The organism is Actinomadura rugatobispora (genome assembly GCF_055379765.1).
In genome coordinates this window covers 7,701,848-7,723,219 of the sequence record NZ_AP029191.1, presented here as the reverse complement: position 1 = coordinate 7,723,219, position 21,372 = coordinate 7,701,848, and the positions used below count along the sequence as shown (strand labels likewise).

Below are 21,372 nucleotides of genomic sequence, written 5' to 3'. Positions count from 1 at the left end.
CCCTCGTCATGTCCGGCGGAAGAAGGGCACGGCCTGCCGCGCCTCAGTGGAGGTGCTGGGGGACGTCGAACGTGGCGACGACCGCGTGCCAGACCTTCTTGGCGGGTTCTCCGTCGGCCAGTGCCTGCTCGATGGTGCGGCCGCCGAGTTCTGCCAGGACGTGGTCCTTGGCCACGCTCTCGGCGTAGCTCTCGCCGAACTGCTGCCTCATCCGATCCCAGAACACTGTGAGCCGCACACGCCAACGCTATCCGACCCACCGCCGAGGGCCGTCATTCAAGGGATTCGGTGATCTCCCCAGGAACGGCGGGGTGCTCGCCGGGGTGGACGCTCGGGTGCGTCCCCTCGCGGTACTGGCGGTGCAGGCCGGTCAGGTAGCGCTCCACGCCCTCGACGACGCGGGCGGTGCGGTACGAGGGGAAGACGTCGAACCCGTGCTGGCCGCCCTGCATCTCGGCGTAGACGACCGGTGACGCGGACGTCTCGCGCAGGCGCTCCACGAAGCGGCGGGCCTCGGCCACCGGGATGAGCGAGTCGTGACTGCCGTGGATCACGAGGAACGGGGGCGCGTCCTCCCGGAGGTAGTTCACGGGGGATGCCTTGGCGTAGGCCTCCGGTTCCTCGTGGAAGGGCCTCTTCACCACCATCCGCTGCATGAGGGCGGTCGCCCCCATGGGAACGGGCCAGGGCCCGGGCTGGACGAGGTCGTACACCCCGTAGAAGGGGACTGCGCCCTGGACGCTGGTGTCGACGTCCTCGAAGCCCGGCTGGAACTCGGGAACGTTGGCCGTGAGCGCGACCATGGCCGTGAGGTGGCCCCCGGCGGAGCCACCGGTGACGCAGAGGAAGCCGGGGTCGGCCCCGTACTCGGCGGCGTGCTGCCGGTACCACTTGAGGAAGCACTTCAGGTCGACCAGGTGCTCGGGCCAGGTGGCCTTGGGACTGAGCCGGTAGTTGACGTTGAACCCCACCCACCCCTGGACGGCCATGTGGTTGAGCAGGGCGAGCCCCTGCTCGCGCTTGTCCCCGATGACCCAGGCGCCACCGTGGATCTCCATGAGGCCGGGGCGCAGTCCCTTGGCCGTGTTCTCGCCGGCGGGGGTGTAGACGTCCAGTTTCAGGCGCAGGCGCTCCTGCTCGTGGAAGACGATGTTGCGCTGGACCTTGACGCCTCTGCGCGGGATGAGGCACAGCGGGGGCACGATGAGGTGACTCACCGGGTAGCGGGGTGCCCGTTCGGGGTCCAGATCCAGGGGAACGCCGCACTCCTCAAGGGTGACGACGGTACGGCGCGAGGCGGCCATGGCCGCGATCGTCCCCGCGGCACCGGCCGCTCCCAGGGCGAGGCCCGCCCATCCGGGCCAGCCCTCCAGTCCCCCGAACGCGACCGCCGAGCCCATGCCCGCGACCTCGGCCACGAGGAGGTGGGGCGCCAGTTCGATGCTGAGCCATCCGGCGAAGAAGCCCGGCACCAGCAGCCACGGGTGACGGCGGGGGAAGTGGGCGTTCAGCGTGAGCAGCACGGCGGCCACGCCGACTGCGAGAAGGACGTACGGCATGGGCTCGGCTCCTTGAGGTCGTCCTGGGGGACGGCGACCGCGGCGACCGCCCCTCAGGATGACCGAACAAGCATTCGTTCACAATGTGATGCGGGCCACCCCGGCGCGTTCTGTCAGAGGCAGGATGCAGGATGGGGACATGACGGTTGACGTGCTCGAACGCTTCTCCCCGGCCACGCGCGCGTGGTTCACGGGGGCGTTCGCCGCGCCCACGGCGGCGCAGGCCGGCGCGTGGGAGTCCATCTCCGGCGGCGACAACACCCTCGTCGTCGCGCCGACCGGGTCCGGCAAGACGCTGGCGGCGTTCCTGTGGTCGCTCGACCGCCTCGCCGCGCACGAGGCCGCGAGCGCCGATCCCAAGCGGCGCTGCCGTGTGCTGTACGTCTCCCCGCTCAAGGCCCTGGCCGTCGACGTCGAGCGCAACCTGCGCGCCCCGCTGACCGGTATCCGCCACGCCGCCCGCAGGCTCGGCCTGCCCGAGCCCGACGTGCGGGTCGGGATCCGCTCCGGCGACACCCCCGCCGACGAGCGCCGCAGGCTGGCGACCAGGCCGCCGGACATCCTGATCACCACCCCCGAATCGCTGTTCCTGATCCTGACCTCGCAGGCGCGCGAGTCGCTGCGCGGGGTGGAGACGGTGATCGTCGACGAGGTGCACGCCGTCGCGGGCACCAAGCGCGGCGCGCATCTGGCGCTGTCCCTGGAGCGGCTGGACGCCCTGCTCGACCGGCCCGCCCAGCGCATCGGCCTGTCGGCGACGGTGCGGCCGGTGGAGGAGATCGCGGCCTTCCTCGGCGGCGCCCGCCCGGCCACCGCGGTGCAGCCGCCGTCGGACAAGGTCTTCGACCTCGACATCGTCGTCCCCGTGGAGGACATGGGAGCTGTGTTCATCCAAGGGGGACAACCCCCGGAGACCCCCGGGGGCCGGTTCGTCGACGACGCGGGCACGGCCGACCCCAGGCAGCGCAGCATCTGGCCCCATGTGGAGGACCGGCTGCTCGACCTGATCGAGGCGCACCGCTCCACGCTCGTCTTCGCGAACTCGCGCCGCCTGGCCGAGCGGTTGTGCGGCCGCCTCAACGAACTGGCCTACGAACGCAGTGCGGGCCCCCTGCCGGAGGATCACGCACCGGCCGAGACCATGGCCCAGGCGGGTGCGGCCAAGGGCGCGCCCGTCGAGATAGCGCGCGCGCATCACGGCTCGGTGTCCAAGGAGGAGCGGGCCGGGATCGAGGATTCCCTCAAGCAGGGCCGTCTTCCCGCGGTCGTCGCCACCTCCAGCCTGGAGCTGGGCATCGACATGGGCGCGGTCGACCTCGTCGTCCAGGTGGAGTCGCCGCCGTCGGTGGCCAACGGCCTGCAGCGCGTGGGGCGGGCGGGCCACCAGGTGGGCGCGGTCTCCAAGGGCGTCATCTTCCCCAAGTACCGGGGCGACCTCGTCCAGACCACGGTGGTGGCCGAGCGCATGCGCGGCGGCGAGATCGAGGAGATGCGCTACCCGCGCAACCCGCTCGACGTCCTGGCGCAGCAGATCGTCGCGATGGTCGCGATGGACGAGTGGACGGTGGACGACCTGGAGTCGGTGGTGAAGCGGGCCGCCCCCTACGCCACCCTCCCCCGCTCGGCGCTGGAGGCGACCCTGGACATGCTCGCCGGGCGCTACCCGAGCGACGAGTTCGGCGAGCTGCGGCCCCGCCTGGTGTGGGACCGCGTGACCGGGGTGCTGCGCGACCGTCCCGGCGCGCAGCGGCTGGCCGTCACCAGCGGCGGCACCATTCCCGACCGGGGCCTGTTCGGGGTCTTCCTGGTGGGCGAGAAGGCGTCCCGCGTCGGCGAGCTGGACGAGGAGATGGTGTACGAGTCGCGCGTGGGCGACGTGTTCGTCCTGGGCGCGAGCTCGTGGCGGATCGAGGACATCACGCCCGACCGGGTGCTGGTGTCGCCCGCCCCCGGCCAGCCGGGCAAGCTGCCGTTCTGGCACGGCGACACCCTGGGGCGTCCGGCCGAGCTGGGGCGTGCGCTGGGGGCGTTCACCCGGGAGCTCGCCGGGCTCACGGCCGAGGTCGCCCGCGAACGCGTCATCGCGGCGGGCCTGGACGAGTGGGCCGCCGCCAACCTGGTCTCCTATCTCGGTGAGCAGCGCGAGGCCACCGGCCATGTCCCGGACGACCGCACCCTGGTGGTGGAGCGGTTCCGCGACGAGCTGGGCGACTGGCGCATGGTCGTGCACTCCCCTCTGGGGGCGCGCCTGCACGCGCCCTGGGCCCTGGCCATCGCGGGCCGCCTCCGCGAGCGCTACGGGGTGGACGCCCAGGCGATGCACGCCGACGACGGCATCGTCATCCGCATCCCCGACATGGACGAGCCACCCAACCTCGACCTGGCGGTGTTCGACCCCGACGACATCGAGCGCATCGTGGTGGACGAGCTGGGCGGGTCGGCGCTGTTCGCGGCCCGTTTCCGGGAGTGCGCGGCGCGTTCCCTGCTGCTGCCGCGCCGCCGTCCCGACAAGCGCATGCCGCTGTGGCAGCAGCGCCAGCGCGCGGCCCAGCTGCTGGCGGTGGCGAGCAAGTACCCCTCGTTCCCGATCGTCCTGGAGACGATGCGCGAGTGCCTTCAGGACGTGTTCGACGTTCCGGGGCTGGTGGGGCTCATGCGCGACCTGTCGGGCCGCAAGGTCCGGCTGGTCGAGGTGGAGACGCCCGAGCCCTCGCCCTATGCGCGCTCTCTGCTGTTCCACTATGTGGGCGCGTTCATGTACGAGGGCGATTCGCCCCTGGCCGAGCGCCGCGCCCAGGCGCTCGCCCTGGATTCCGCCCTCCTGTCCGAGCTGCTGGGCCAGGCCGACCTGCGCGAGCTGCTCGACCCCGAGGTGGTGGCCGACACCGAGCGCGAGCTGCAACGCCTCGCCGGAGACCGCCGCGCCCGGGGGCTGGAGGGCGTCGCCGACCTGCTGCGCGGCCTCGGCCCCCTCACCACGGCCGAAGTGACCGAACGCACCACGACGGCCCCCGAAACGCCCGCGGGCTCCGGCACTCTCGCCGAGTCGACGGGCGAGGCCCCGGTCGATGCGACCGCGACCGTGTCGCTGTGGCTGTCGGACCTCGAGGCGACCCGGCGCGCCATCCGGGTACGGATCGCGGGCCGGGAGCACTGGGCCGCCGTCGAGGACGCCGGGCGCCTGCGCGACGCGCTCGGGGCGCCGCTCCCGGTGGGCATCCCCGAGGCGTTCCTGGAACCGGTCGATGATCCGCTGGGCGACCTGATCTCCCGTTACGCCCGCACGCACGGGCCCTTCCGCGCCGTCGCCGCCGCCGCGCGCTTCGGCCTGGGCCCGGCCGTGGTGGTCGAGACCCTGCGGCGGCTGTCGGCGGCGGGACGCGTCGTGGAGGGCGAGTTCCTGCCCGTCGCGGCGGTCTCCGGCCCGCTGACCAGCGAGTGGTGCGACACGGGCGTGCTGAGGACGCTGCGGCGCCGTTCCCTGGCCCGCCTGCGCGCGGAGGTGGAGCCGTCCCCGCCCGAGGCGCTGGGCCGGTTCCTGCCCGTGTGGCACGGCATCGCCGGCGGTTCCCGGCTGCGCGGCATCGACGCCCTCGTCCAGGCCGTCGAGCAGCTCCAGGGTTCGGCGGTGCCCGCGTCGGCGCTGGAATCGCTCATCCTCCCGGCCCGCGTCCCGGGCTACTCCCCGGCCATGCTCGACGAGCTGACCTCGGCGGGCGAGGTCGTCTGGGCGGGGCAGGGCGGCCTGCCGGGCGGGGACGGCTGGGTCTCGCTCTACCTGGCCGAGACCGCGCCGCTGCTCATGCCGGAGCCCGCCGACATCACCCTCACGCCCGTGCACCAGGCGGTGCTGGACGCGCTCTCCGACGGCGGGGCGCTGTTCTTCCGGATGCTCTCCGACCGCGTCAACGCCGAGGTGACGGTCAACGACCAGGACCTGGTCACCGCCGTGTGGGATCTGGTCTGGGCGGGCCGCCTCACCAACGACACCCTGGCTCCGATGCGTTCCGCGCTGGGGGCGGGGCGTCCGACGCACCGTTCCAGGACGACCCGGCGCGGACGCCCCGTTCTGCCGTCCCGCACGGGGCCGCCGACGGTCGCGGGGCGCTGGTGGCTGCTCCCCGAACGCGAGACCCGGGCGACGCTGCGCTCGCACGCGCTGGCGGAGGCCCTCCTCGACCGCTACGGCATCGTCATCAGGGGCGCCGTGGCGGCCGAACGCACGCCCGGGGGGTTCGCGGCCGTGTATCCGGTGCTGCGCGCGTTCGAGGAGAGCGGGCGCTGCCGGCGCGGCTATTTCGTCGAGGGCCTGGGGGCGGCCCAGTTCGCCCTGCCCGGGGCGGTCGACCGGCTGCGTGCGCTGCGTCCCTCGCAGCCCGCTCCCCCGGCCGACCCGTGGGAGACTCCGCTGCCCGGCGGCAACGAGCGCCGCGCCCTCGTCCTGGCCGCGGCCGACCCGGCCAATCCGTACGGGGCTGCGCTCCCCTGGCCCGAACGCGATGACGAGGTCGCCAGCGGCCACAAGCCCGGCCGCAAGGCCGGGGCGCTGGTCGTACTGGTCGAGGGCGGTCTGGCCCTGTACGTCGAGCGCGGCGGCCGCACGCTCCTCACCTGGGACGACGACCCCGACGCCCTCCAGCCGGCGGTGGACGCCCTCGCCCTGGCCGTCCGGGAGGGGGCGCTGGGCCGTCTCACCGTCGAACGCGCCGACGGCGAGTCGATCAACAATTCCCCCTTGGCGTCCGCCCTGGAAGCCGCAGGTTTCCACCCCACCCCCAGGGGCCTCCGCCTACGAGCTGTGTAATAGGCCCGGCCTACGGGGCTCGCCTGGAGGCTCGCCCCTGACCGGGCCTTTGGCGAGCGCGGCATCGCTTCGCGATCTGGCCGGTGACGCTCGCCTCCGGCGTCGCACCACCGGCCAGGTAACGCGCTCGCGTGGTACCTGAGGCGGCGTCGGGACAGGTTCTAGGCGACGGGCTGCCTGGTGGTGGCCGGTGGGTGGGTGCGGGCCGGGTCGGGGGCGTTCTGGGTGCGGGGGCGGATCATGGGGACGGCCACCGCGCACACGGCCACGCCCGCGATGGACAGCGGGGCGAGGACGCCGCCGAACATCAGCCAGGCCCAGACCATCGTGGCGGGCGGGGTCAGGTAGAGGAGGGCCGAGACGCGGGCGACTCCCCCGCGGTCCAGGTTGACCCAGTACAAGCCGTAGCCGCCGAGCATGGCCAGCACGATCAGGATGACGACCGCCGTCCAGAAGGCCGGATCGGGCGGTGGGGCCAGGTCGCCGGTCAGGGCGGCCAGCGCGGCGAAGGCGGCGGCGCTGACGGCCGCCTGGACCGCGAGGGCGTCGATGACGCCGATGGACGGGCGCGTGCGGCGTTCCAGCAGGGTGGCGCCGACCAGGGAGAACATCGCGCCCACCGGGAGGGCGTAGGCCCAGGCCGGGACGCCCGGGTTGGCGCCGAGGTCGCCGCCGACCACCAGCGCGACGCCCGCCAGGCCCACGGCGAGGCCCGCGATCTGCCGGGGCACTACCGTCTCGCCGAGGACGGGCACGGCCAGGGCGACGGCGACGATGGGCTGGAGGGCGCAGATGAGCGCGCTGGTGCCGGCGGCGACGCCGTGCTCGGCGGCGGCGAACACGCCGTACAGGTAGCCGATCTGGCCGAGCAGCCCGATCGCGGCGTGCAGGCCCAGGTCGCGGGCCGGGATCCGGCGGCGGCGCCAGGCGAGCCAGGCGGCCAGCAGCGCGGCGGCGGGGATGAACCGCCACGCCAGGAGCGTGGTGGCGGGGGCGCTGCCCGCGCCGAGCGCGGCGCCGATGAAGCCGGAGCTCCACATCACCACGAAACCCCCGCCGAGCAGGACGTCCACGTGACCCTTCCGCATGTCATCCTCCGAGGTATACACACCGGTATACCTACATACTAGCCATACCGGTGTGTATACTTGCGGTGTAGTCATGGGAGGGAGTTGTTTCGACGATGTCCGGCACGACTCGGGAACGCCCGCTCACACCCGCCGGACGACGCGTCCTGGACGTCGCCGGCCGGCTCTTCTACGAGCGCGGCATCGGGCAGGTCGGCATGGAGCTCATCGCCGCCGAGGCCGGTGTCACGAAGAAGACGGTGTACGACCGGTTCGGCTCCAAGGAGACGCTGATCCTCGCCTACCTGCGGGCACGGGACGAACGCTGGCGCGCCTTCCTCGGCGAGCGCCTGGCCGCGGCGCCGTCCCCGCGCGAGCGCATACTCGTGACGTTCGACGCCATGGGTGACTGGCTCCGCACCAACGGCAGCCGGGGCTGCTCCATGGTGAACGCCTGCGCCGAGGTCCCCGACCCGGGCCACCCCGTCCACAAGACCGCCGCCGAGCAGAAGGCCTGGCTGCGCGGCCTCTACTTGGAGCTGGCCACGGAGGCGGGCTACGACGCCCCCGGTCCCCTGGCGGACCGGCTGGTCGTCCTGCACGAAGGCGCGGTCGTCATGTTCAGCGTGGGCGGCATGGCGCACGCCACGGACATCGCCCGCGAGACGGCCGACCTCCTGCTCACGGCCTAACGGCGGCGGCCTCGTACCAGTGAGATGAGGCCGCGGAGAGCCCGCTCGTCCAGGGAGCCGAAGGGGTTGTCGTGGACGACGTAGGTCCACGTGGACGACGGCCGCTTCATCCCCACCGCCGCCAGGTCGACCCCTTCCTCCGTGGCGGTGAGGGTCGCGAACGCCTCGGCGGCGCGGTCCTCGGCGCGCGCCAGCAGCTTCTTGCCCGCCGGTACGGCCTCGCGGTTGAACTCCACGATCGGGTCCAGGCCGCGTCCCAGCGAACGCAGATGGATGCCCTCGCGCAGGTCGGCCAGGTAGGCGAGGTGCTCGGCCCAGCAGCGGTCCATGTGGAAGAGCAGCAGCTGGCGGGCGGCCTCGTCCACCGCGTCCGCGCCCGCGATCCCGGTGAGCTCCTCGTGGTGGGACGGGTGCCGCCCGGCCATCAGCTCACCGGCGCGGTCGCCGCGCAGCACGCGGTCGCGCTCGGCGAGCAGTTCGCCGCGCTGCAGCCCGATGATGTGGTGGTAGCGCCAGGTGTTGCGGTGAATCTCCACGGCGACGCCCTCGGCGACGCGCTGCGCGTGCCCCACGGTCCAGTGCGCGCCCTTGTCCTCGACCCGGCCCTCGTCGTCGGTCGCGATCCCGCGCCGGCCGCCGTTCCCCCCGGCGGACGGCTCGCCCGGGGCCTCGCCGGGCGCGTACCGGGTGACGAGGTCGTCCTCCAGGCTGGTGAAGAAGACCGACCCGCCCGGATCGCCCTGGCGGCCCGCGCGCCCGCGGAGCTGGTCGTCCAGCCGGCCGCTGTGGTAGCGGCCGGTGCCGATCACCAGCAGCCCCTCGGTGACGCCCTCGCCGAGCCGGATGTCGGTGCCGCGGCCGGCCATCTGCGTCGAGACGGTGACGGCGCCGCGCTCCCCGGCCCGCGCGATGATCGCGGCCTCCTCGGCGTCGTTCTTGGCGTTCAGCACGACGTGCGGCAGCCCGGCCCGGTTCAGCCGCCGCGACAGCCGCTCGGACGCGGCCACGTCGAGCGTGCCCACCAGCACCGGGCGCCCCTCGCCGTGCGCGGACGCGATCTCCTCGACGATCGCGATCTCCTTGTCGGCGCCGGTCGCGTACAGCCGGTCGGGCTCGTCCGCCCGCACCCGCGGACGGTTCGGCGGGATCACCGCGATGTCCAGCCCGTAGAACTCCCGCAGCTGCCCCGCCACGCCCAGCGCCGTGCCGGTCATGCCGCAGCGGACGGGATACCGGCCGACCAGTTCCTGCACGGTGATCGAGTCGAGGATCTCCCCGCTGGGCGAGGCGTCCAGCGCCTCCTTGGCCTCCACCGCCGCCTGGAGGCCGTCCGGCCAGCGCTGCAGCAGCGCCACCCGGCCCCGCGACTCGCTGATCAGCTTCACGGCGCCGTCCCGGACGATGTAGTCGACGTCGCGGTGCAGCAGGGCCTCGGCGTGCAGCGCGACGTTCACCGCGGTGAGCGTGTCCAGCCGCTCGGCGGCGTACAGGTCGACGCCGCCCAGGACCCGCTCCACCTCGCGCGCCCCGGCCGAGGTCAGCCGCACGTTGCGCGCCTCGTCGTCGGTGGCGTAGTGCACGCCGGGCCGCAGCCGCCTGACCAGCTCGGCGTAGGTGGGGTCGGCGGCCCCGGCGTCGGTCGCGCCGGCCAGCACCAGCGGCACCATGGCCTCGTCCACCAGGACCGAGTCGGCCTCGTCGATCAGCGCGACCTCGGGCTCGGGCAGGACGACCTGGGACGGGCCGGTGGCCAGCCGGTCGCGCAGCAGGTCGAACCCGACCTCGCTGACGGGCGCGTAGGTGACGTCGGCGGCGTAGGCGGCGCGGCGCTCGTCCGGGGTGGACTCCTGGCCGACCCATCCGACCGTGACACCGAGCAGCTCGTAGAGCGGCCCCATCCACTCGGCGTCGCGCCGGGCGAGGTAGTCGTTCACCGACATGACGTGGACGCGGCGGCCGCGCAGCGCGTACCCGGCGGCGGCCAGCGCGCCGGCCAGGGTCTTGCCCTCGCCGGTCGCCATCTCCGCGACCTGCCCGGACAGCAGCGCGAGGGTGCCGAGCAGCTGCACGTCGTAGGGCCGCTCCTCCAGCGCGCGCCGTGCCGCCTCGCGTCCCGCCGCGCACAGCTCGGCCGGGTCGTCGCGGCCGTCCCGGGCGGCCGCGGCCAGCTCGGCGCCGGTCAGGTCGCGCATGCGCGGCTCCCGATCGGCCGCGTCGGCGACGATCCGCTCGTACGGCCCGAGGTCCAGGCTCCCCGGGCGCTGCAGCACGCGGCGCAGCCGATCACGCAGGGCCATGACGCACCTCCCGGCACACCACCGTGTACTCGCTCCGTCTCCCGGCCGGGACGGCCGGGCCCGGGCCGCCCGACCCGCGCACGGCCCACCCCCATGATCCCAGCGTCCGCGACCGGCCCGACCGCCCCACCACCTCCCACTCGATCCGCCACCCGGCACCGCACGCTCCGTCCGGACGCGGAACCCGGTTCGGGTGCGGGCCGTCCCAACGATCACCAGTACCGTCCTGCCGCGACCGGGAGCAACGGTGTACCTGAAGGACGACGGCACGCTCGACCACCGCGGGCTGGCCCGCGATCTGCGCGGCATCGTGACCGGCCGCGCCTCCTGCGACCCGCCCGCGGTGCTGTCCTGGCTGGCGGCGCGGCTGGCCGCCGCCCCGGACGGCGGCGACGCCCCGGCGCTGACCCTCGCCCTGTACGCGACCTCGCCGTACGCGATCTGGCGGGTCCGGCGGGTCGCGGTGGTCGACGCGCTGATCGCGGCGGCGGAACGGGCGGTGGCGGCGTACGGCGTGGGCGGCTGCCCCGGGCCCGGAGCGCACCGCCATGCCCCCGCCGACGATCACGAGACCGTCGCCGCCCTGGTCGGCGACCTCGGCGACCGTGAGGACCTCGGCGACCGCGAGGACCTGCGCTGCCCCGCCTTCCTCGCCGGGCTGGCCCGCAGCGCGCTGACCACGCTGCGGAACGGCCGGCGGGCCCGCTTCGAGGCGCCCGACACCGCGGACCTGGACGCCTACTTCCTCACCCCCGGCGGCGGGATCGACATCGAGCGGCTGACGCTGACGGTCGAGCGCCAGCGCCCCGGCGGGCCGAACGACCTGGCGGAGCAGGCGGCCGTCTGGGCGGCCCGCAGGCTCGTCGTCGCCCCGGCCGGGACCCTCACCGCCGAGGAACGGCTGGGGCTGTTCCTCACGGTGTGTTTCGCGGCCCAGCACTGTTACTGGTGCACCACTCCGCCCGCCATGGTGTCCATCTACAGAGATGCCCTGGCGATCATCGATCTGGCCACGCCGGCCCTTCCCTGCCCGCACGCCAATGGCCATCCGGACGTTCCGCCGCGCACACTTCTGCGGTATGCGCGGGCCCTGGCCGGTTTTGGAAGCGACGATCCGCGGCTGGACCGCGGCGCGTGGCATTGCCCACGTCACACGGCCGAGCGCGCCGTACGGGCGCTGGCCTACACCGCCGGATATCTCGGTCTGGAAGGACCTCGGCAGAAGGTCTGACCCCGATTTCATCCCACAGGCGGATCCGCGCCCGCCCCCTTTCCTGGGATGATCAGGCGCAATGGGGTTGCGGTGGCGATGAGGTCACCGCGGAACGGGGAAATGACATGACACCCACCACACGGTACGCCGCCGCTCAGCGGCGCAAGCGTCAGGTCATCAACAGGACGGTCATCGACCGGGCCCTGCGCGATCCGCGCCGGGTCCACGGCACCTCATCGGGAACCCCGACGCGCACGCACGCTCCGGCCGCCGCCACGGCCGCCGCCACGGCCGCCGCCGCCGAGTGACGTCAGGGTAGGTCCTCAGTCCGCCCACCCGCCCGCGGCCGTCCGTCGGGGGACGCCGTGCCGGGGCGGGGCAGCGCTTCAGGGGGTGGAGAAGACCTCGTCGCGGGCCTGTTCCAGGGCGGCGTGCAGCGCTCCGCGCAGGACGGGGTTGCCCTCCACCTCCGTCACCGCTATGCGGGGACGGGTCGGGCTGATGCGTCCCACGACCCGTTCGATGCGTTCGGCCAGTGGCCGGCCGCCGGCGCGTCCGAGCTGCCCCGACAGCACCACCAGTCCGGGGTCCAGGACGATGTTGACCGAGGTGACGCCGTAGGAGACGCGGTCGGCGAGCTCGTCGAGGAAGTCCCCGCCCCGTTCCTCGTCGGCCGCCGCCGCGCGCACGCAGTCGATGGCCGTGGCCTCGTGGATCCCGTGGGCGTGCGCGAGCCCCCGTACCGCGTCCGCGCCCACCAGTGATCCGTAGCCGCCCGCCAGCGCCGGGATGTCCCAGGTGGTGGACTCGGTGAGCCCTTCCTCGCCCTTGCCGCGGCGGGCCTCGCCGACGGGGAGGGGCGCGCCGGGGACGGGCAGGTAGCCGATCTCGCCCGCGCCGCCCGACCGGCCGCGGTGCAGCCGCCCGCCCAGCATGATCGACAGTCCCATGCCGCGGTCCAGCCACATGAGGGCGAAGTCGTCGGCGTCCCGGGCGGCGCCGTAGGCGCGTTCGGCGACGGCGGCCAGGTTGGCGTCGTTCTCGATGGTGACGGGACGGCGCAGGTCGGTGCGCAGCGCGGCCAGCACGCCCTCGTGCCAGGCGGGCAGGTCGAAGGCGAACTGCACGTCGCCGGAGCGGGGGTCGACCACGCCGGGGCTGCCGATGACGAAGGCGTTGAGCCGTTTGAGCGCGACCTTCGCCGACCGGCACGCCTTGGCCACGGCGTTGTGGACGAGCTTGACCGGGTCGTCGGCGCCGTTGGGGTCGGCGGTGACCTGGGCGATGATGGCGCCGGTGATGTCGGCGACCCCGGCGGTGACGCCGTCGGGCCCCACCTCCACTCCGGCGACGTAGGCGCTGGAGGGCACCACCGCGTACAGCGCCGCGTTGGGGCCGCGGCCGCCCGCCTGCTCGCCGGCGACCTCGACCAGCCCGCGCTCCTCCAGCCGGGACAGCAGCTGGGAGGCGGTGACCTTGGACAGCCCGGTGTGCTCGCCGATCTGCGCGCGGGTCAGCGGGCCGCGCCGCACCAGCAGGTCCAGCGCGGCACGGTCGTTGAGCTCACGCAGCAGCCGGGGGGTCCCGGGACGTGGGGCCATGCTCGGCGTCCCCTCGAAGTCTCAATCCGCTAACGGCCGCTAACGGACGTTTTGTTTAGGAAAGTTTCTTGTTAGTTTACAGCAGGCGTCCACCGCCCCGGTGAACGGCACGGACGCAGGCGTCGCGCCGGCCGGCGGGCCCGGCGCTCCGCGGACGAGGCGCGGGACTGAGGAGGCATGGCTGGACTTTAAACGGTCCGGCCCCTCACCACCGCATCCGCCCGGGGAGCCCGTGACCGCGCGGCCTGCGCCGGAAAAGGAGACCCCCTTGAAGATCGTGAGATTTGCGGCCCTCGGTGCCGCCCTGGCGATCGGCCTGTCCGCCTGCGGTGGCGGCGGCGACGACAAGAACAGCTCCACGGGCAAGGACCCCGCGAAGATCACCGCGTGGTTCATGGGCGCCGCCAACGAGCCCCAGGACAAGGTCCTGGCGCAGGCCAAGGCGGACTTCCAGAAACAGCATCCCAAGACCGACGTCGAGGTCGTGTACGTCCCCTGGCCCGACGCCACCAAGAAGCTCCAGGACGCCCTCAACACCGGCCAGGGGCCCGACGTCGTGGAGATCGGCAACGACCAGGCGGTGACCTGGGCCGCCCAGGACGCCCTGGCCGACGTGACCTCGCGGTTCGGCGGCTGGGCCGAGGGCAAAGACCTGATCAAGGGCTCGGTGGAGCTCGGCCGGCTGGACGGCAAGACCTACGCGGTGCCGTGGTACGCAGGCGTCCGGGTCGTCTGGTACCGCACCGACCTGTTCCAGAAGCACCAGGTGCAGCCGCCCAAGACCTGGGACGAGCTGAAGGCCGCGGCCAAGAAGATCCAGGACGCCGAGGGCGGCGACATCGCCGGCATCGCCGCGCCCAGCGACTTCACCAACGGCTTCGCCAGCTTCCTGTGGGGCGCGGGCGGCGACATCGCGGTCAAGGAGGGCGACCGGTGGGTCGCCAAGCTGGACACCCCCGAGTCGAAGAAGGCGATCGACTTCTACACCGGGCTGGTCCGCGACGGCGTGGCGCCCAAGAAGTACATCGGCGTGAACGAGCTGGCCGGCCCGCAGCGCGACTTCGCCAACGGCCGGACCGCGATGTACGTCGACGGCGCCTGGACGCTGCCGCAGATCGAGGAGATCAGCAAGAAGCACACGTCGAAGATGAGCGCGTTCACCATCCCGACGCCCACCGGGCAGGTCGGCCCGGCCTTCGCCGGCGGCTCGCACCTGGCGGTCTGGAAGGACGGCAAGAGCCAGGGCGTCGCGTTCGACTACCTGACCTCGGTGGCGAGCAAGAAGAACGCCAAGGCGTTCGCGGACGGGCTGAAGTTCTTCCCGCAGTTCAACGACCTGCTGCAGGGCGGCGGCTACGCCTCCGACCCGGTGCAGGGGCCGGCGGCGCGGCAGATGGCCAACGTCAAGGGGTCGCCGAAGACGGCCAACTGGACCGAGGCCGACCTCAACAAGAAGATCATCCCGACCATGCTCAAGGAGATCATGAACGGGACGCCGCTGGACCAGGCGGTGGCCAAGGCCAACAAGGACATGGCCGACACGCTCAACCAGAGCTGATCCGGCCGCACCCGGCGGTGCCGGGCTCCGCGGACGACCTCCCCCGGAGCCCGGCGCCGCCGAGCCGCCCCCGACCACCGAGCACCGCTGAGCACCACTGAGCACCGCTGAGCATCCGAGATCACCTGAGGATGGGCCGCCGATGGCGCAGACCGTTCAGGTGGCGGGCCGCGCACCGGACCGGACCGGATCCGGTCCGTCCGCGGGCCGCCGCCGCCCACGTTCCGGCCCCCGCTCCCCGAGCCGCGGGAGATGGGGCCCCTACCTGCTGATCGCGCCCACCGTCGCGGTCATCGGGGTGCTGATCCTGTACCCGATCGGCCAGCTGGTCTGGATGTCGTTCCACAAGATCGGGTCGCGGGAGGCCCGCGGGGTGGTCCCGGCCGAGAACGTCGGCCTGGAGAACTTCCGCACCATCCTGGGCGACGCCTTCTTCTGGCGGGTGCTGGTCAACACCGTCGTCTCCGCCGCCGCCATGGTGGTCATCACGATGGTGCTGGGCACGCTGGTGGGCCTCCTCCTGAACCGGCTGGGCCGCAAGATGTCGCTGCTGGTGTCGTCCGGGGCGCTGCTGGCCTGGGCGACCCCGGGGATCTCCGCGGCGATCGTCTTCAAGTGGCTGTTCACGCCGGGCGGCGGCCTGGTCCCCTGGTTCCTGGAGCTGCTGCCGGACTGGCTGGCCGGCACCGGCTGGGCGGACTACAACTGGTTCGGCAGCCGCGGCACCACCTACGTCGTGCTGGTGCTGTGCGTGGTGTGGCAGTCGTTCCCGTTCATCGCGGTGTCGGTGCTGGCCGGGCTCAAGAGCGTGCCGGGCGAGCTGTACGAGGCGGCGCGCGTCGACGGCGCGGGCCCCTGGCGGACCTTCTGGCGGATCACCTTCCCGCTGCTGCGGCCGGTGTTCCTCGTCCTGACCGTGCTGTCGATCATCTGGGACTTCAAGGTCTTCACCCAGCTGTACTTCCTGTCCGGCGGCACGGCCAACCGCGACTCGTTCAACCTGGCGATGTACGCCTACTCCTCGGCGGTGGCCTTCCCCGCCAAGTACGGCCTCGGCGGCGCGATCGCGCTCATCCTCACGGTGATCCTGCTCGTCTTCACAGCGTTCTACGTCCGGGTCATGGTCCGGCAGGGGGAGGTCACGTGACCGCGTGGAGGCGGATCGGGCTGAACGGCGCGGGCCTGCTGGTCTTCCTGTTCGCGGTCTTCCCGGTGTTCTGGATGGTGATGACCGCGTTCAAGACCGACGAGGACATCAACGCCGACACCCCGCTGCCCGTCCCGCGGGACTGGACGCTGTCGCACTTCACGAACGTGATCAGCGGCCAGGGCCTGGAGTTCGGGCTGTTCCACTTCTTCCTCAACAGCGCGATCGTGGCGCTGGTCACGGTGGCGGTGTCGGGGGTGCTGGCGCTGCTGGCGGCGTACGCGGTGGCGCGCGCCGGGTTCCGCGGCCGCTCCGGCTTCCTGGTGATGCTGATCATCGTGCAGATGGTGCCGCTGGAGGCGCTGCTGCTGCCGCTGATGCTGAACGCCCAGCGGCTGCAGCTGCTCAACAGCCTCACCGGGGTGATCATCGTCTATGTCGGGTCGTCGCTGGGCTTCTCGATCCTGATGCTGCGCGGGTTCGTGGCGGCGGTGCCGCGCCAGCTGGAGGAGGCGGCGGCGATCGACGGCGCGTCCGGCCGGACGGTGTTCTGGCGGATCACCTTCCCGCTGGTGGCGCCCGGGCTGGTGGCCACCAGCATCTTCTCGTTCGTGACGGCGTGGAACGAGTTCGTGATCGCCTTCGCGTTCCTGAAGGACCAGGAGAACTTCCTGCTGCCGCTGACGCTGTCGTACCACTTCGGGCGGACGCAGGTGGAGTGGGGCTCGATCATGGCGGCGTCCACGCTGTTCACGATCCCGGTAATGATCTTCTTTCTCATCGTGCAGCGCCGGATGGTGTCCGGCCTGGTGACGGGGGCGGTTAAAGGATGACCAGGCAGACCGGCCGGACCGGCCGGACCGGCGACGACGAGATCTCCCGGCTGGCGCGCGGGACGCTGCTGCCGGCGTTCGCGGGGGCCGTGCCGCCGCGGTGGCTGCTGGACGAGCTGGAGCGCGGCCTGGCCGGGGTGACGCTGTTCGCGATCAACGGCAACGTGCCCGACACCGAGGCGCTGGCGGCGCTGACCGCCGGGCTGCGCAAGGTCGCCGCGCCGCTGGTCGCGATCGACGAGGAGGGCGGCGACGTCACCCGGCTCGGCGGCCATCTCACCGGCAGCCCGTACCCGGGCAACGCCGCGCTCGGCGCCGTCGACGACCCGGCGCTGACCCGCCGCGTGTACCGCTCGCTGGGCGCGGAGCTGGCCGAGGTGGGCGTGAACCTCAACTTCGCCCCGTCGGTGGACGTCAACACCGCCGCCGACAACCCGGTCATCGGGACGCGGTCGTTCGGCGCGGACGCGGCGCTGGTGGCCCGGCACGCCGCCGCGGCCGTCACCGGGACGCAGGAGGCGGGCGTGGCGGCGTGCGCCAAGCACTTCCCCGGCCACGGCGCCACGGTCGAGGACTCCCATCTGGGCGTCCCGGTCGTGGACGCCGATCTGGAGCTGCTGGACCGGCGCGAGTTCCGGCCGTTCCGGGCGGCGATCGAGGCGGGGACGCGGTCGGTGATGACCGGGCATCTCGACCTCCCGGCGATCACCGCCGGGGTCCCGGCGACGCTGTCGCACGCGGCGATCAGCGGGCTGCTGCGCGAGCGGCTCGGCTACGACGGCGTGATCGTCACCGACGCGCTGGACATGGACGGCGCCAGCGGCGCGATCGGCATCCCGGAGGCCGGGGTGCGGGCGCTGCTCGCGGGGGCGGACCTGCTGTGCCTGGGGGCGCGCGAGCACGAGGCGAGCGTGCGGGCCACGGTCGCCGCCGTCGAGGAGGCGGTGCGGGCCGGGCGGCTGCCGGCGGAGCGCCTGGCGGACGCGGCCGAGCGGACCGGCCGGCTGCGGGACTGGCCGGCCGGGCCCGGCGCCGCGGCGGTCGACCGCGAGGCCGGGCTGGAGGCGGCCCGGCGCGCGCTGCGCCTCACCGGCGAGCTGCCCCGCTGGAGCTCCGGGACGGGGCCGCTGGTCGTCGAGCTGGAGTCGACCGGCAACATCGCGGTCGGCCCGACCCCCTGGGGCCTGAGCCCGTGGGCGCCCGACGCCGTGCGGGCCGCCGGAACGGACGGGGACGTGGAGTCGGTCCTGGACCGCGCCGGGGGCCGGGGGCTGGTCATCGTGCTGCGCGACGCGCACCGGCACGCCGTCCAGCGGTCCGCGGCCACCGCGCTGCTGGCGGCCCGCCCGGACGCCGTGCTGGTCGAGATGGGCCTGCCCGTCTGGTCGCCCGAGGGGGCCGTCCACCTGGCCACATACGGCGCCGCGCACGCCAACGCCCAGGCGGCCGCCGAACGCCTCGGCCTCGCCTGACCACCCGAGGGACGGGGGGGGAAAGCCGGACCACTCCGATCGGCAAGGGATAATACGTTCATGCGATTGTCCGCCCGGGTCGACTACGCGTTGCGTGCCGCCGCCGAGCTGGCGGTCGCCGGAAGTCATCCGGTGACCGCGGTCCAGCTCGCCGAGGCCCAGCAGATCCCGCCCAAATTCCTGGAGAACATCCTCGGCCAGCTGCGCCGTTCCGGTCTGGTCCGGAGCCAGCGCGGTCCGGAGGGCGGCTACTGGCTGGCCCGCCCGGCCGAGCAGATCTCCATGGCCGACATCATCCGTGCGATCGACGGCCCCCTGCTGGGCGTGCGAGGCGAGCGTCCCGAGCACGTCGGGTACGAGGGTCCCGCGCGCTCCCTACAGGAGGTGTGGATCGCGCTGCGCGCCAGCGAGCGGGCCATCCTGGAGCAGGTGTCCCTCGCGCACATCGCGGGGGGCAAGCTGCCCGATCCGGTGCGCAAGCTGACCGAGGACCCGGCCGCCTGGGAGAGCCCCTCCTTCATCTGACGCGGCCGACGGCGGGCCGCCACGCGCGGGCCCGCCGACCGGCCGGCGCGGAGGGGAGGCGCGACCATGCCCGAGGGCGACGCCGTCTGGCTGACCGCCCGGCGACTGCGCGAGGCGCTGGCCGGGCGGGTGCTGACGCGGTCGGACTTCCGGGTGCCGCGGCTCGCCACCGCCGACCTGCGCGGCCGCACCGTCGAGGAGGTCGTGTCCCGGGGGAAGCACCTGCTGATCCGAGTCGGGCCTCCTCCGGGGGCCGGCGCCCAGGCCGCCGCGGCCTCGTCCGGAACGGGCGGCGGCCTGACCGTCCATACCCACCTGCTCATGGACGGCCGCTGGCGGATCCGCGAGGCCGGGCCGCCGCCGCCCCGCGACCACCGGCTGCGGGCCGTCCTGGCCAACGCCGAATGGCAGGCGCTCGGCTACTCCCTCGGCATCCTGGAGATCTTCCCGACCGGGCAGGAGTCCCGCGTCGTCGACCGGCTCGGACCCGATCTCCTCGACCCCGGCTGGTCGCCCGCGCTCGCCGCCGAGGCCGTGCGGCGGCTGTCGGAGCGCCCGGAGCGCCCGATCGGCGAGGCACTGCTCGACCAGAGCCTGCTGGCGGGGATCGGCAACGTCTACAAGGCCGAGATCCTCTTCCTCCGCGGCGTCGACCCCTGGACCCCGGTCCGGGACGTGCCCGACCTGCCCGCGGTCGTGGACCTCTCCCGCCGCCTGCTGAACGCCAACAAGGAGCGCCACGGGCACATCACCACCGGCGACCGCCGCCCCGGCCGGGAGCACTGGGTGTACGGCCGGGCCGGGCGCCCGTGCCGCCGCTGCGGCGCCCGCGTCCGCCGCGCCGACCAGGACTCCGACGCCGGCGAGCGCGTCACGTTCTGGTGCCCCCGCTGCCAGCCGCCCACTGCCTGAGCCCCCGGTCCACGGGGTCGGCGCCCGCCCGGGTCCACACGTCCGGACGGGTCGCCGCCTGCTCGGGTCGCCGGATCCTGCGCCCGTGCACTGATCGTCCGCCCGTGCGTCCACCCAAGTCAATTCTCGGGTTTACTTGGCTGTCTCCCAGCTCTACCTTCTAATGCCATGACCTTGGACGATCTGCGGGTCTTCGTGGCCGTGTGCGAGGCGCGGAACCTGAGCGCCGTCGCCCGGGACCTGTCGTGCAGCCAGTCGGCCGTGAGCCAGCACGTCAAGCGCCTGGAACGGGAGACCGGGCTGGTCCTGCTGGAGCGGCGCCCCCGCGGGGTGGCCCCGACCGGAGCCGGCCAGATCCTCTACGAGGCCGCCGCGGAGGGCCTGGCCGGCCTCGGCACGGCCCTGAGCAGGCTGGACGACATGCGCCGCGGCACCGGCGGCACGGTGCGGATCGCGACGGGCGCGACCACCGTCCGCCACTTCATGGCGCAGGGCGTCGTCGCCTTCCGCGAGCGTCACCCCGAGGTGACACTGGCGTTCGAGACGGCCAACTCCAGCCGCCGCTGCCTGGAGGCCGTCCGGACGCGCCAGGCCGACCTGGCCTGGGTCACGGTCGGGCCGCCGCTCGACGGGGTGGAGCAGCGCCCCTCGTACGAGATGCCCTGGATGCTGGCGGTCCGCACCGACGACCCGCTCTGCCACCGCCCCCGGATCGGGCTGGCGGAGCTGGACGGCATCTCGCACATCGACCTGCCCGAGCACTCCACCTCGCGCGTCCATCTCCGGAGCCACCTCGACCGGCACGGCGTCCGGCTGGTCCCCACCGCCAGCGTCGCCGACTGGGACACCGCGCTGCTGCTCGCCGAGCTCGGGCTGGGCCGCGCCGTCCTGCCCGCCCTCCCCGGCTGGACGTACGGGTCGGGCGGCATCCTCCGGCTGGTGCCGATCCCCGAGCTGCCGCCGCTGGTGGCCGGCTGGGCCGTCCGCCGCTGGGACGCGCTGAGCCCGCTGGCCGTCGAGTTCGCCGAGACCGTGCTGGAGCACCTTCCCCCGAGGTGACATCCCCACGGTCAGCGGCGAACGGTGACCTTGCCGTCCTGGACGACGAGACCGGCCTGGGGGTCGCCTTTACCGCAGTGCCTGCCGTTCGGGTAGGTGACGTGCGGCGTCACGTCGACCTTCTGGTGGAGCAGCCGCTCGCCCTGGACGTCCCGCAGCGTGACGGTGACCTGGACCGGGGCGGTGGGCAGGCCCGTGACGGCGGCGAAACCCTGCTTGCCGCCGTCGGGCGAGGCGGACGCGCCGCAGACGGCGTCGGGCCCGTCGCCGGTGCAGCCCTGCGGCACGGACCTGCTGGTGCCGCTCAGGTGGATCTCCGGCTGGTGGCAGGTGCCGTTCCAGCAGATCCTCATGGTCGCCTCGGCGACCTTCGCGGCGTACGGGGCGGGGATCTCCAGCCCGACGCCCTGCCTTGCCGCGATCATCGTGCACGGCCGGCCGGCGTCGGACGCGCCGCCGCCGCACGCGGTGAGGACGACCAGGCCGCACGCCAGCGCCGCCGCCTTCGCATAGGAGCCCATCACGGTTGGACGCGGCGGCGCCCCCGCCGGTTGCGGCCGGATCCGGGCAGGAAGACGACGAGCCCCCGGCCGGTTGCGGCCGGGGGCTCGTCGAAGGGTTTCAGTCCGTCGT

At 73.6% G+C, this 21,372-nt stretch carries 17 protein-coding genes; 11 read left to right on the top strand and 6 right to left on the bottom strand.

The genetic code is table 11. The annotated features are described in order from the left end of the window. Positions 1 to 43: 43 nt before the first annotated feature. Positions 44 to 238 (bottom strand): DUF3046 domain-containing protein, encoded by a 195-nt coding sequence (locus ACZ466_RS34615; protein WP_378288571.1) that lies wholly within the window; start codon positions 236 to 238, stop codon positions 44 to 46. 34 nt (positions 239 to 272) lie between these two features. Beyond that, positions 273 to 1,559: an alpha/beta hydrolase fold domain-containing protein gene (locus ACZ466_RS34610; protein WP_378288570.1), complete on the bottom strand. Its 1,287-nt coding sequence runs from the start codon at positions 1,557 to 1,559 to the stop codon at positions 273 to 275. A 139-nt stretch (positions 1,560 to 1,698) separates the two neighbouring features. Between ACZ466_RS34610 and ACZ466_RS34605 the strand changes: the two genes are divergently transcribed. Then, entirely contained in the window at positions 1,699 to 6,363 is a 4,665-nt protein-coding gene (locus tag ACZ466_RS34605) for an ATP-dependent helicase (RefSeq protein WP_378288568.1), read from the top strand. 161 nt (positions 6,364 to 6,524) lie between these two features. On the opposite strand, the gene ACZ466_RS34600 is transcribed toward ACZ466_RS34605, so the two are convergent. Further along, positions 6,525 to 7,451: a DMT family transporter gene (locus tag ACZ466_RS34600; protein WP_378288566.1), complete on the bottom strand. Its 927-nt coding sequence runs from the start codon at positions 7,449 to 7,451 to the stop codon at positions 6,525 to 6,527. Between the two features lie 95 nt (positions 7,452 to 7,546). Here ACZ466_RS34600 and ACZ466_RS34595 point away from each other — a divergent pair, with 95 nt between their 5' ends. Next, entirely contained in the window at positions 7,547 to 8,122 is a 576-nt protein-coding gene (locus ACZ466_RS34595) for a TetR/AcrR family transcriptional regulator (protein ID WP_378288563.1), read from the top strand. Here the strand turns inward: ACZ466_RS34595 and secA2 are convergent. Next, the gene (gene secA2, locus ACZ466_RS34590; protein ID WP_378288561.1) at positions 8,119 to 10,419 is read right to left on the bottom strand and encodes an accessory Sec system translocase SecA2; all 2,301 of its coding nucleotides are present in this window, start codon (positions 10,417 to 10,419) and stop codon (positions 8,119 to 8,121) included. The two genes, ACZ466_RS34595 and secA2, sit on opposite strands and share 4 nt — an antisense overlap. Before the next feature lie 247 nt (positions 10,420 to 10,666). Here secA2 and ACZ466_RS34585 point away from each other — a divergent pair, with 247 nt between their 5' ends. Both ACZ466_RS34585 and ACZ466_RS34580 read left to right on the top strand, forming a co-directional pair. After that, complete coding sequence (locus ACZ466_RS34585) at positions 10,667 to 11,650, top strand: hypothetical protein (protein WP_378288559.1); 984 nt, start codon at positions 10,667 to 10,669, stop codon at positions 11,648 to 11,650. A gap of 107 nt (positions 11,651 to 11,757) precedes the next feature. Then, positions 11,758 to 11,940 (top strand): hypothetical protein, encoded by a 183-nt coding sequence (locus tag ACZ466_RS34580; protein ID WP_378288557.1) that lies wholly within the window; start codon positions 11,758 to 11,760, stop codon positions 11,938 to 11,940. A 78-nt stretch (positions 11,941 to 12,018) separates the two neighbouring features. On the opposite strand, the gene ACZ466_RS34575 is transcribed toward ACZ466_RS34580, so the two are convergent. After that, on the bottom strand, positions 12,019 to 13,233 hold the full coding sequence (locus ACZ466_RS34575; RefSeq protein WP_378288555.1) for an ROK family transcriptional regulator: 1,215 nt from the start codon (positions 13,231 to 13,233) through the stop codon (positions 12,019 to 12,021). A 277-nt stretch (positions 13,234 to 13,510) separates the two neighbouring features. Between ACZ466_RS34575 and ACZ466_RS34570 the strand changes: the two genes are divergently transcribed. The 7 genes from ACZ466_RS34570 (at position 13,511) to ACZ466_RS34540 (ending at position 20,739) form a co-directional block, all read left to right on the top strand. Next, positions 13,511 to 14,791 carry an extracellular solute-binding protein gene (locus ACZ466_RS34570; protein WP_378288606.1) on the top strand — a complete coding sequence of 427 codons (1,281 nt, stop codon included), beginning with the start codon at positions 13,511 to 13,513 and terminating at the stop codon, positions 14,789 to 14,791. 142 nt (positions 14,792 to 14,933) lie between these two features. Continuing rightward, positions 14,934 to 15,938, top strand: a complete 1,005-nt coding sequence (locus ACZ466_RS34565) for a carbohydrate ABC transporter permease (protein WP_378288553.1) — start codon at positions 14,934 to 14,936, stop codon at positions 15,936 to 15,938. Then, on the top strand, positions 15,935 to 16,771 hold the full coding sequence (locus tag ACZ466_RS34560; protein ID WP_378288551.1) for a carbohydrate ABC transporter permease: 837 nt from the start codon (positions 15,935 to 15,937) through the stop codon (positions 16,769 to 16,771). The genes ACZ466_RS34565 and ACZ466_RS34560 overlap by 4 nt, the downstream gene beginning before the upstream one ends. After that, complete coding sequence (locus ACZ466_RS34555) at positions 16,768 to 18,243, top strand: glycoside hydrolase family 3 protein (RefSeq protein ID WP_464041796.1); 1,476 nt, start codon at positions 16,768 to 16,770, stop codon at positions 18,241 to 18,243. The genes ACZ466_RS34560 and ACZ466_RS34555 overlap by 4 nt, the downstream gene beginning before the upstream one ends. Before the next feature lie 60 nt (positions 18,244 to 18,303). After that, complete coding sequence (locus tag ACZ466_RS34550; RefSeq protein WP_378288547.1) at positions 18,304 to 18,768, top strand: RrF2 family transcriptional regulator; 465 nt, start codon at positions 18,304 to 18,306, stop codon at positions 18,766 to 18,768. 66 nt (positions 18,769 to 18,834) lie between these two features. Beyond that, positions 18,835 to 19,680: a DNA-formamidopyrimidine glycosylase family protein gene (locus tag ACZ466_RS34545; protein WP_378288545.1), complete on the top strand. Its 846-nt coding sequence runs from the start codon at positions 18,835 to 18,837 to the stop codon at positions 19,678 to 19,680. A gap of 168 nt (positions 19,681 to 19,848) precedes the next feature. Then, positions 19,849 to 20,739, top strand: coding sequence for a LysR family transcriptional regulator (locus tag ACZ466_RS34540; RefSeq protein ID WP_378288543.1), 891 nt, complete (start codon positions 19,849 to 19,851; stop codon positions 20,737 to 20,739). Positions 20,740 to 20,750: 11 nt separating this feature from the next. Here the strand turns inward: ACZ466_RS34540 and ACZ466_RS34535 are convergent, their stop codons facing one another. Next, entirely contained in the window at positions 20,751 to 21,263 is a 513-nt protein-coding gene (locus ACZ466_RS34535; RefSeq protein WP_378288541.1) for a hypothetical protein, read from the bottom strand. Between the last annotated feature and the right edge of the window lie 109 nt (positions 21,264 to 21,372).

Bases quoted from the DNA above. Each gene is read 5' to 3' on its own strand.
- ACZ466_RS34610 (WP_378288570.1), bottom strand. From the start codon at position 1,559: ATGCCGTACGTCCTTCTCGCAGTCGGCGTGGCCGCCGTGCTGCTCACG.
- ACZ466_RS34605 (WP_378288568.1), top strand. From the start codon at position 1,699: ATGACGGTTGACGTGCTCGAACGCTTCTCCCCGGCCACGCGCGCGTGG.
- ACZ466_RS34600 (WP_378288566.1), bottom strand. From the start codon at position 7,451: ATGCGGAAGGGTCACGTGGACGTCCTGCTCGGCGGGGGTTTCGTGGTG.
- ACZ466_RS34595 (WP_378288563.1), top strand. From the start codon at position 7,547: ATGTCCGGCACGACTCGGGAACGCCCGCTCACACCCGCCGGACGACGC.
- secA2 (WP_378288561.1), bottom strand. From the start codon at position 10,419: ATGGCCCTGCGTGATCGGCTGCGCCGCGTGCTGCAGCGCCCGGGGAGC.
- ACZ466_RS34580 (WP_378288557.1), top strand. From the start codon at position 11,758: ATGACACCCACCACACGGTACGCCGCCGCTCAGCGGCGCAAGCGTCAG.
- ACZ466_RS34575 (WP_378288555.1), bottom strand. From the start codon at position 13,233: ATGGCCCCACGTCCCGGGACCCCCCGGCTGCTGCGTGAGCTCAACGAC.
- ACZ466_RS34565 (WP_378288553.1), top strand. From the start codon at position 14,934: ATGGCGCAGACCGTTCAGGTGGCGGGCCGCGCACCGGACCGGACCGGA.
- ACZ466_RS34555 (WP_464041796.1), top strand. From the start codon at position 16,768: ATGACCAGGCAGACCGGCCGGACCGGCCGGACCGGCGACGACGAGATC.
- ACZ466_RS34550 (WP_378288547.1), top strand. From the start codon at position 18,304: ATGCGATTGTCCGCCCGGGTCGACTACGCGTTGCGTGCCGCCGCCGAG.
- ACZ466_RS34545 (WP_378288545.1), top strand. From the start codon at position 18,835: ATGCCCGAGGGCGACGCCGTCTGGCTGACCGCCCGGCGACTGCGCGAG.
- ACZ466_RS34540 (WP_378288543.1), top strand. From the start codon at position 19,849: ATGACCTTGGACGATCTGCGGGTCTTCGTGGCCGTGTGCGAGGCGCGG.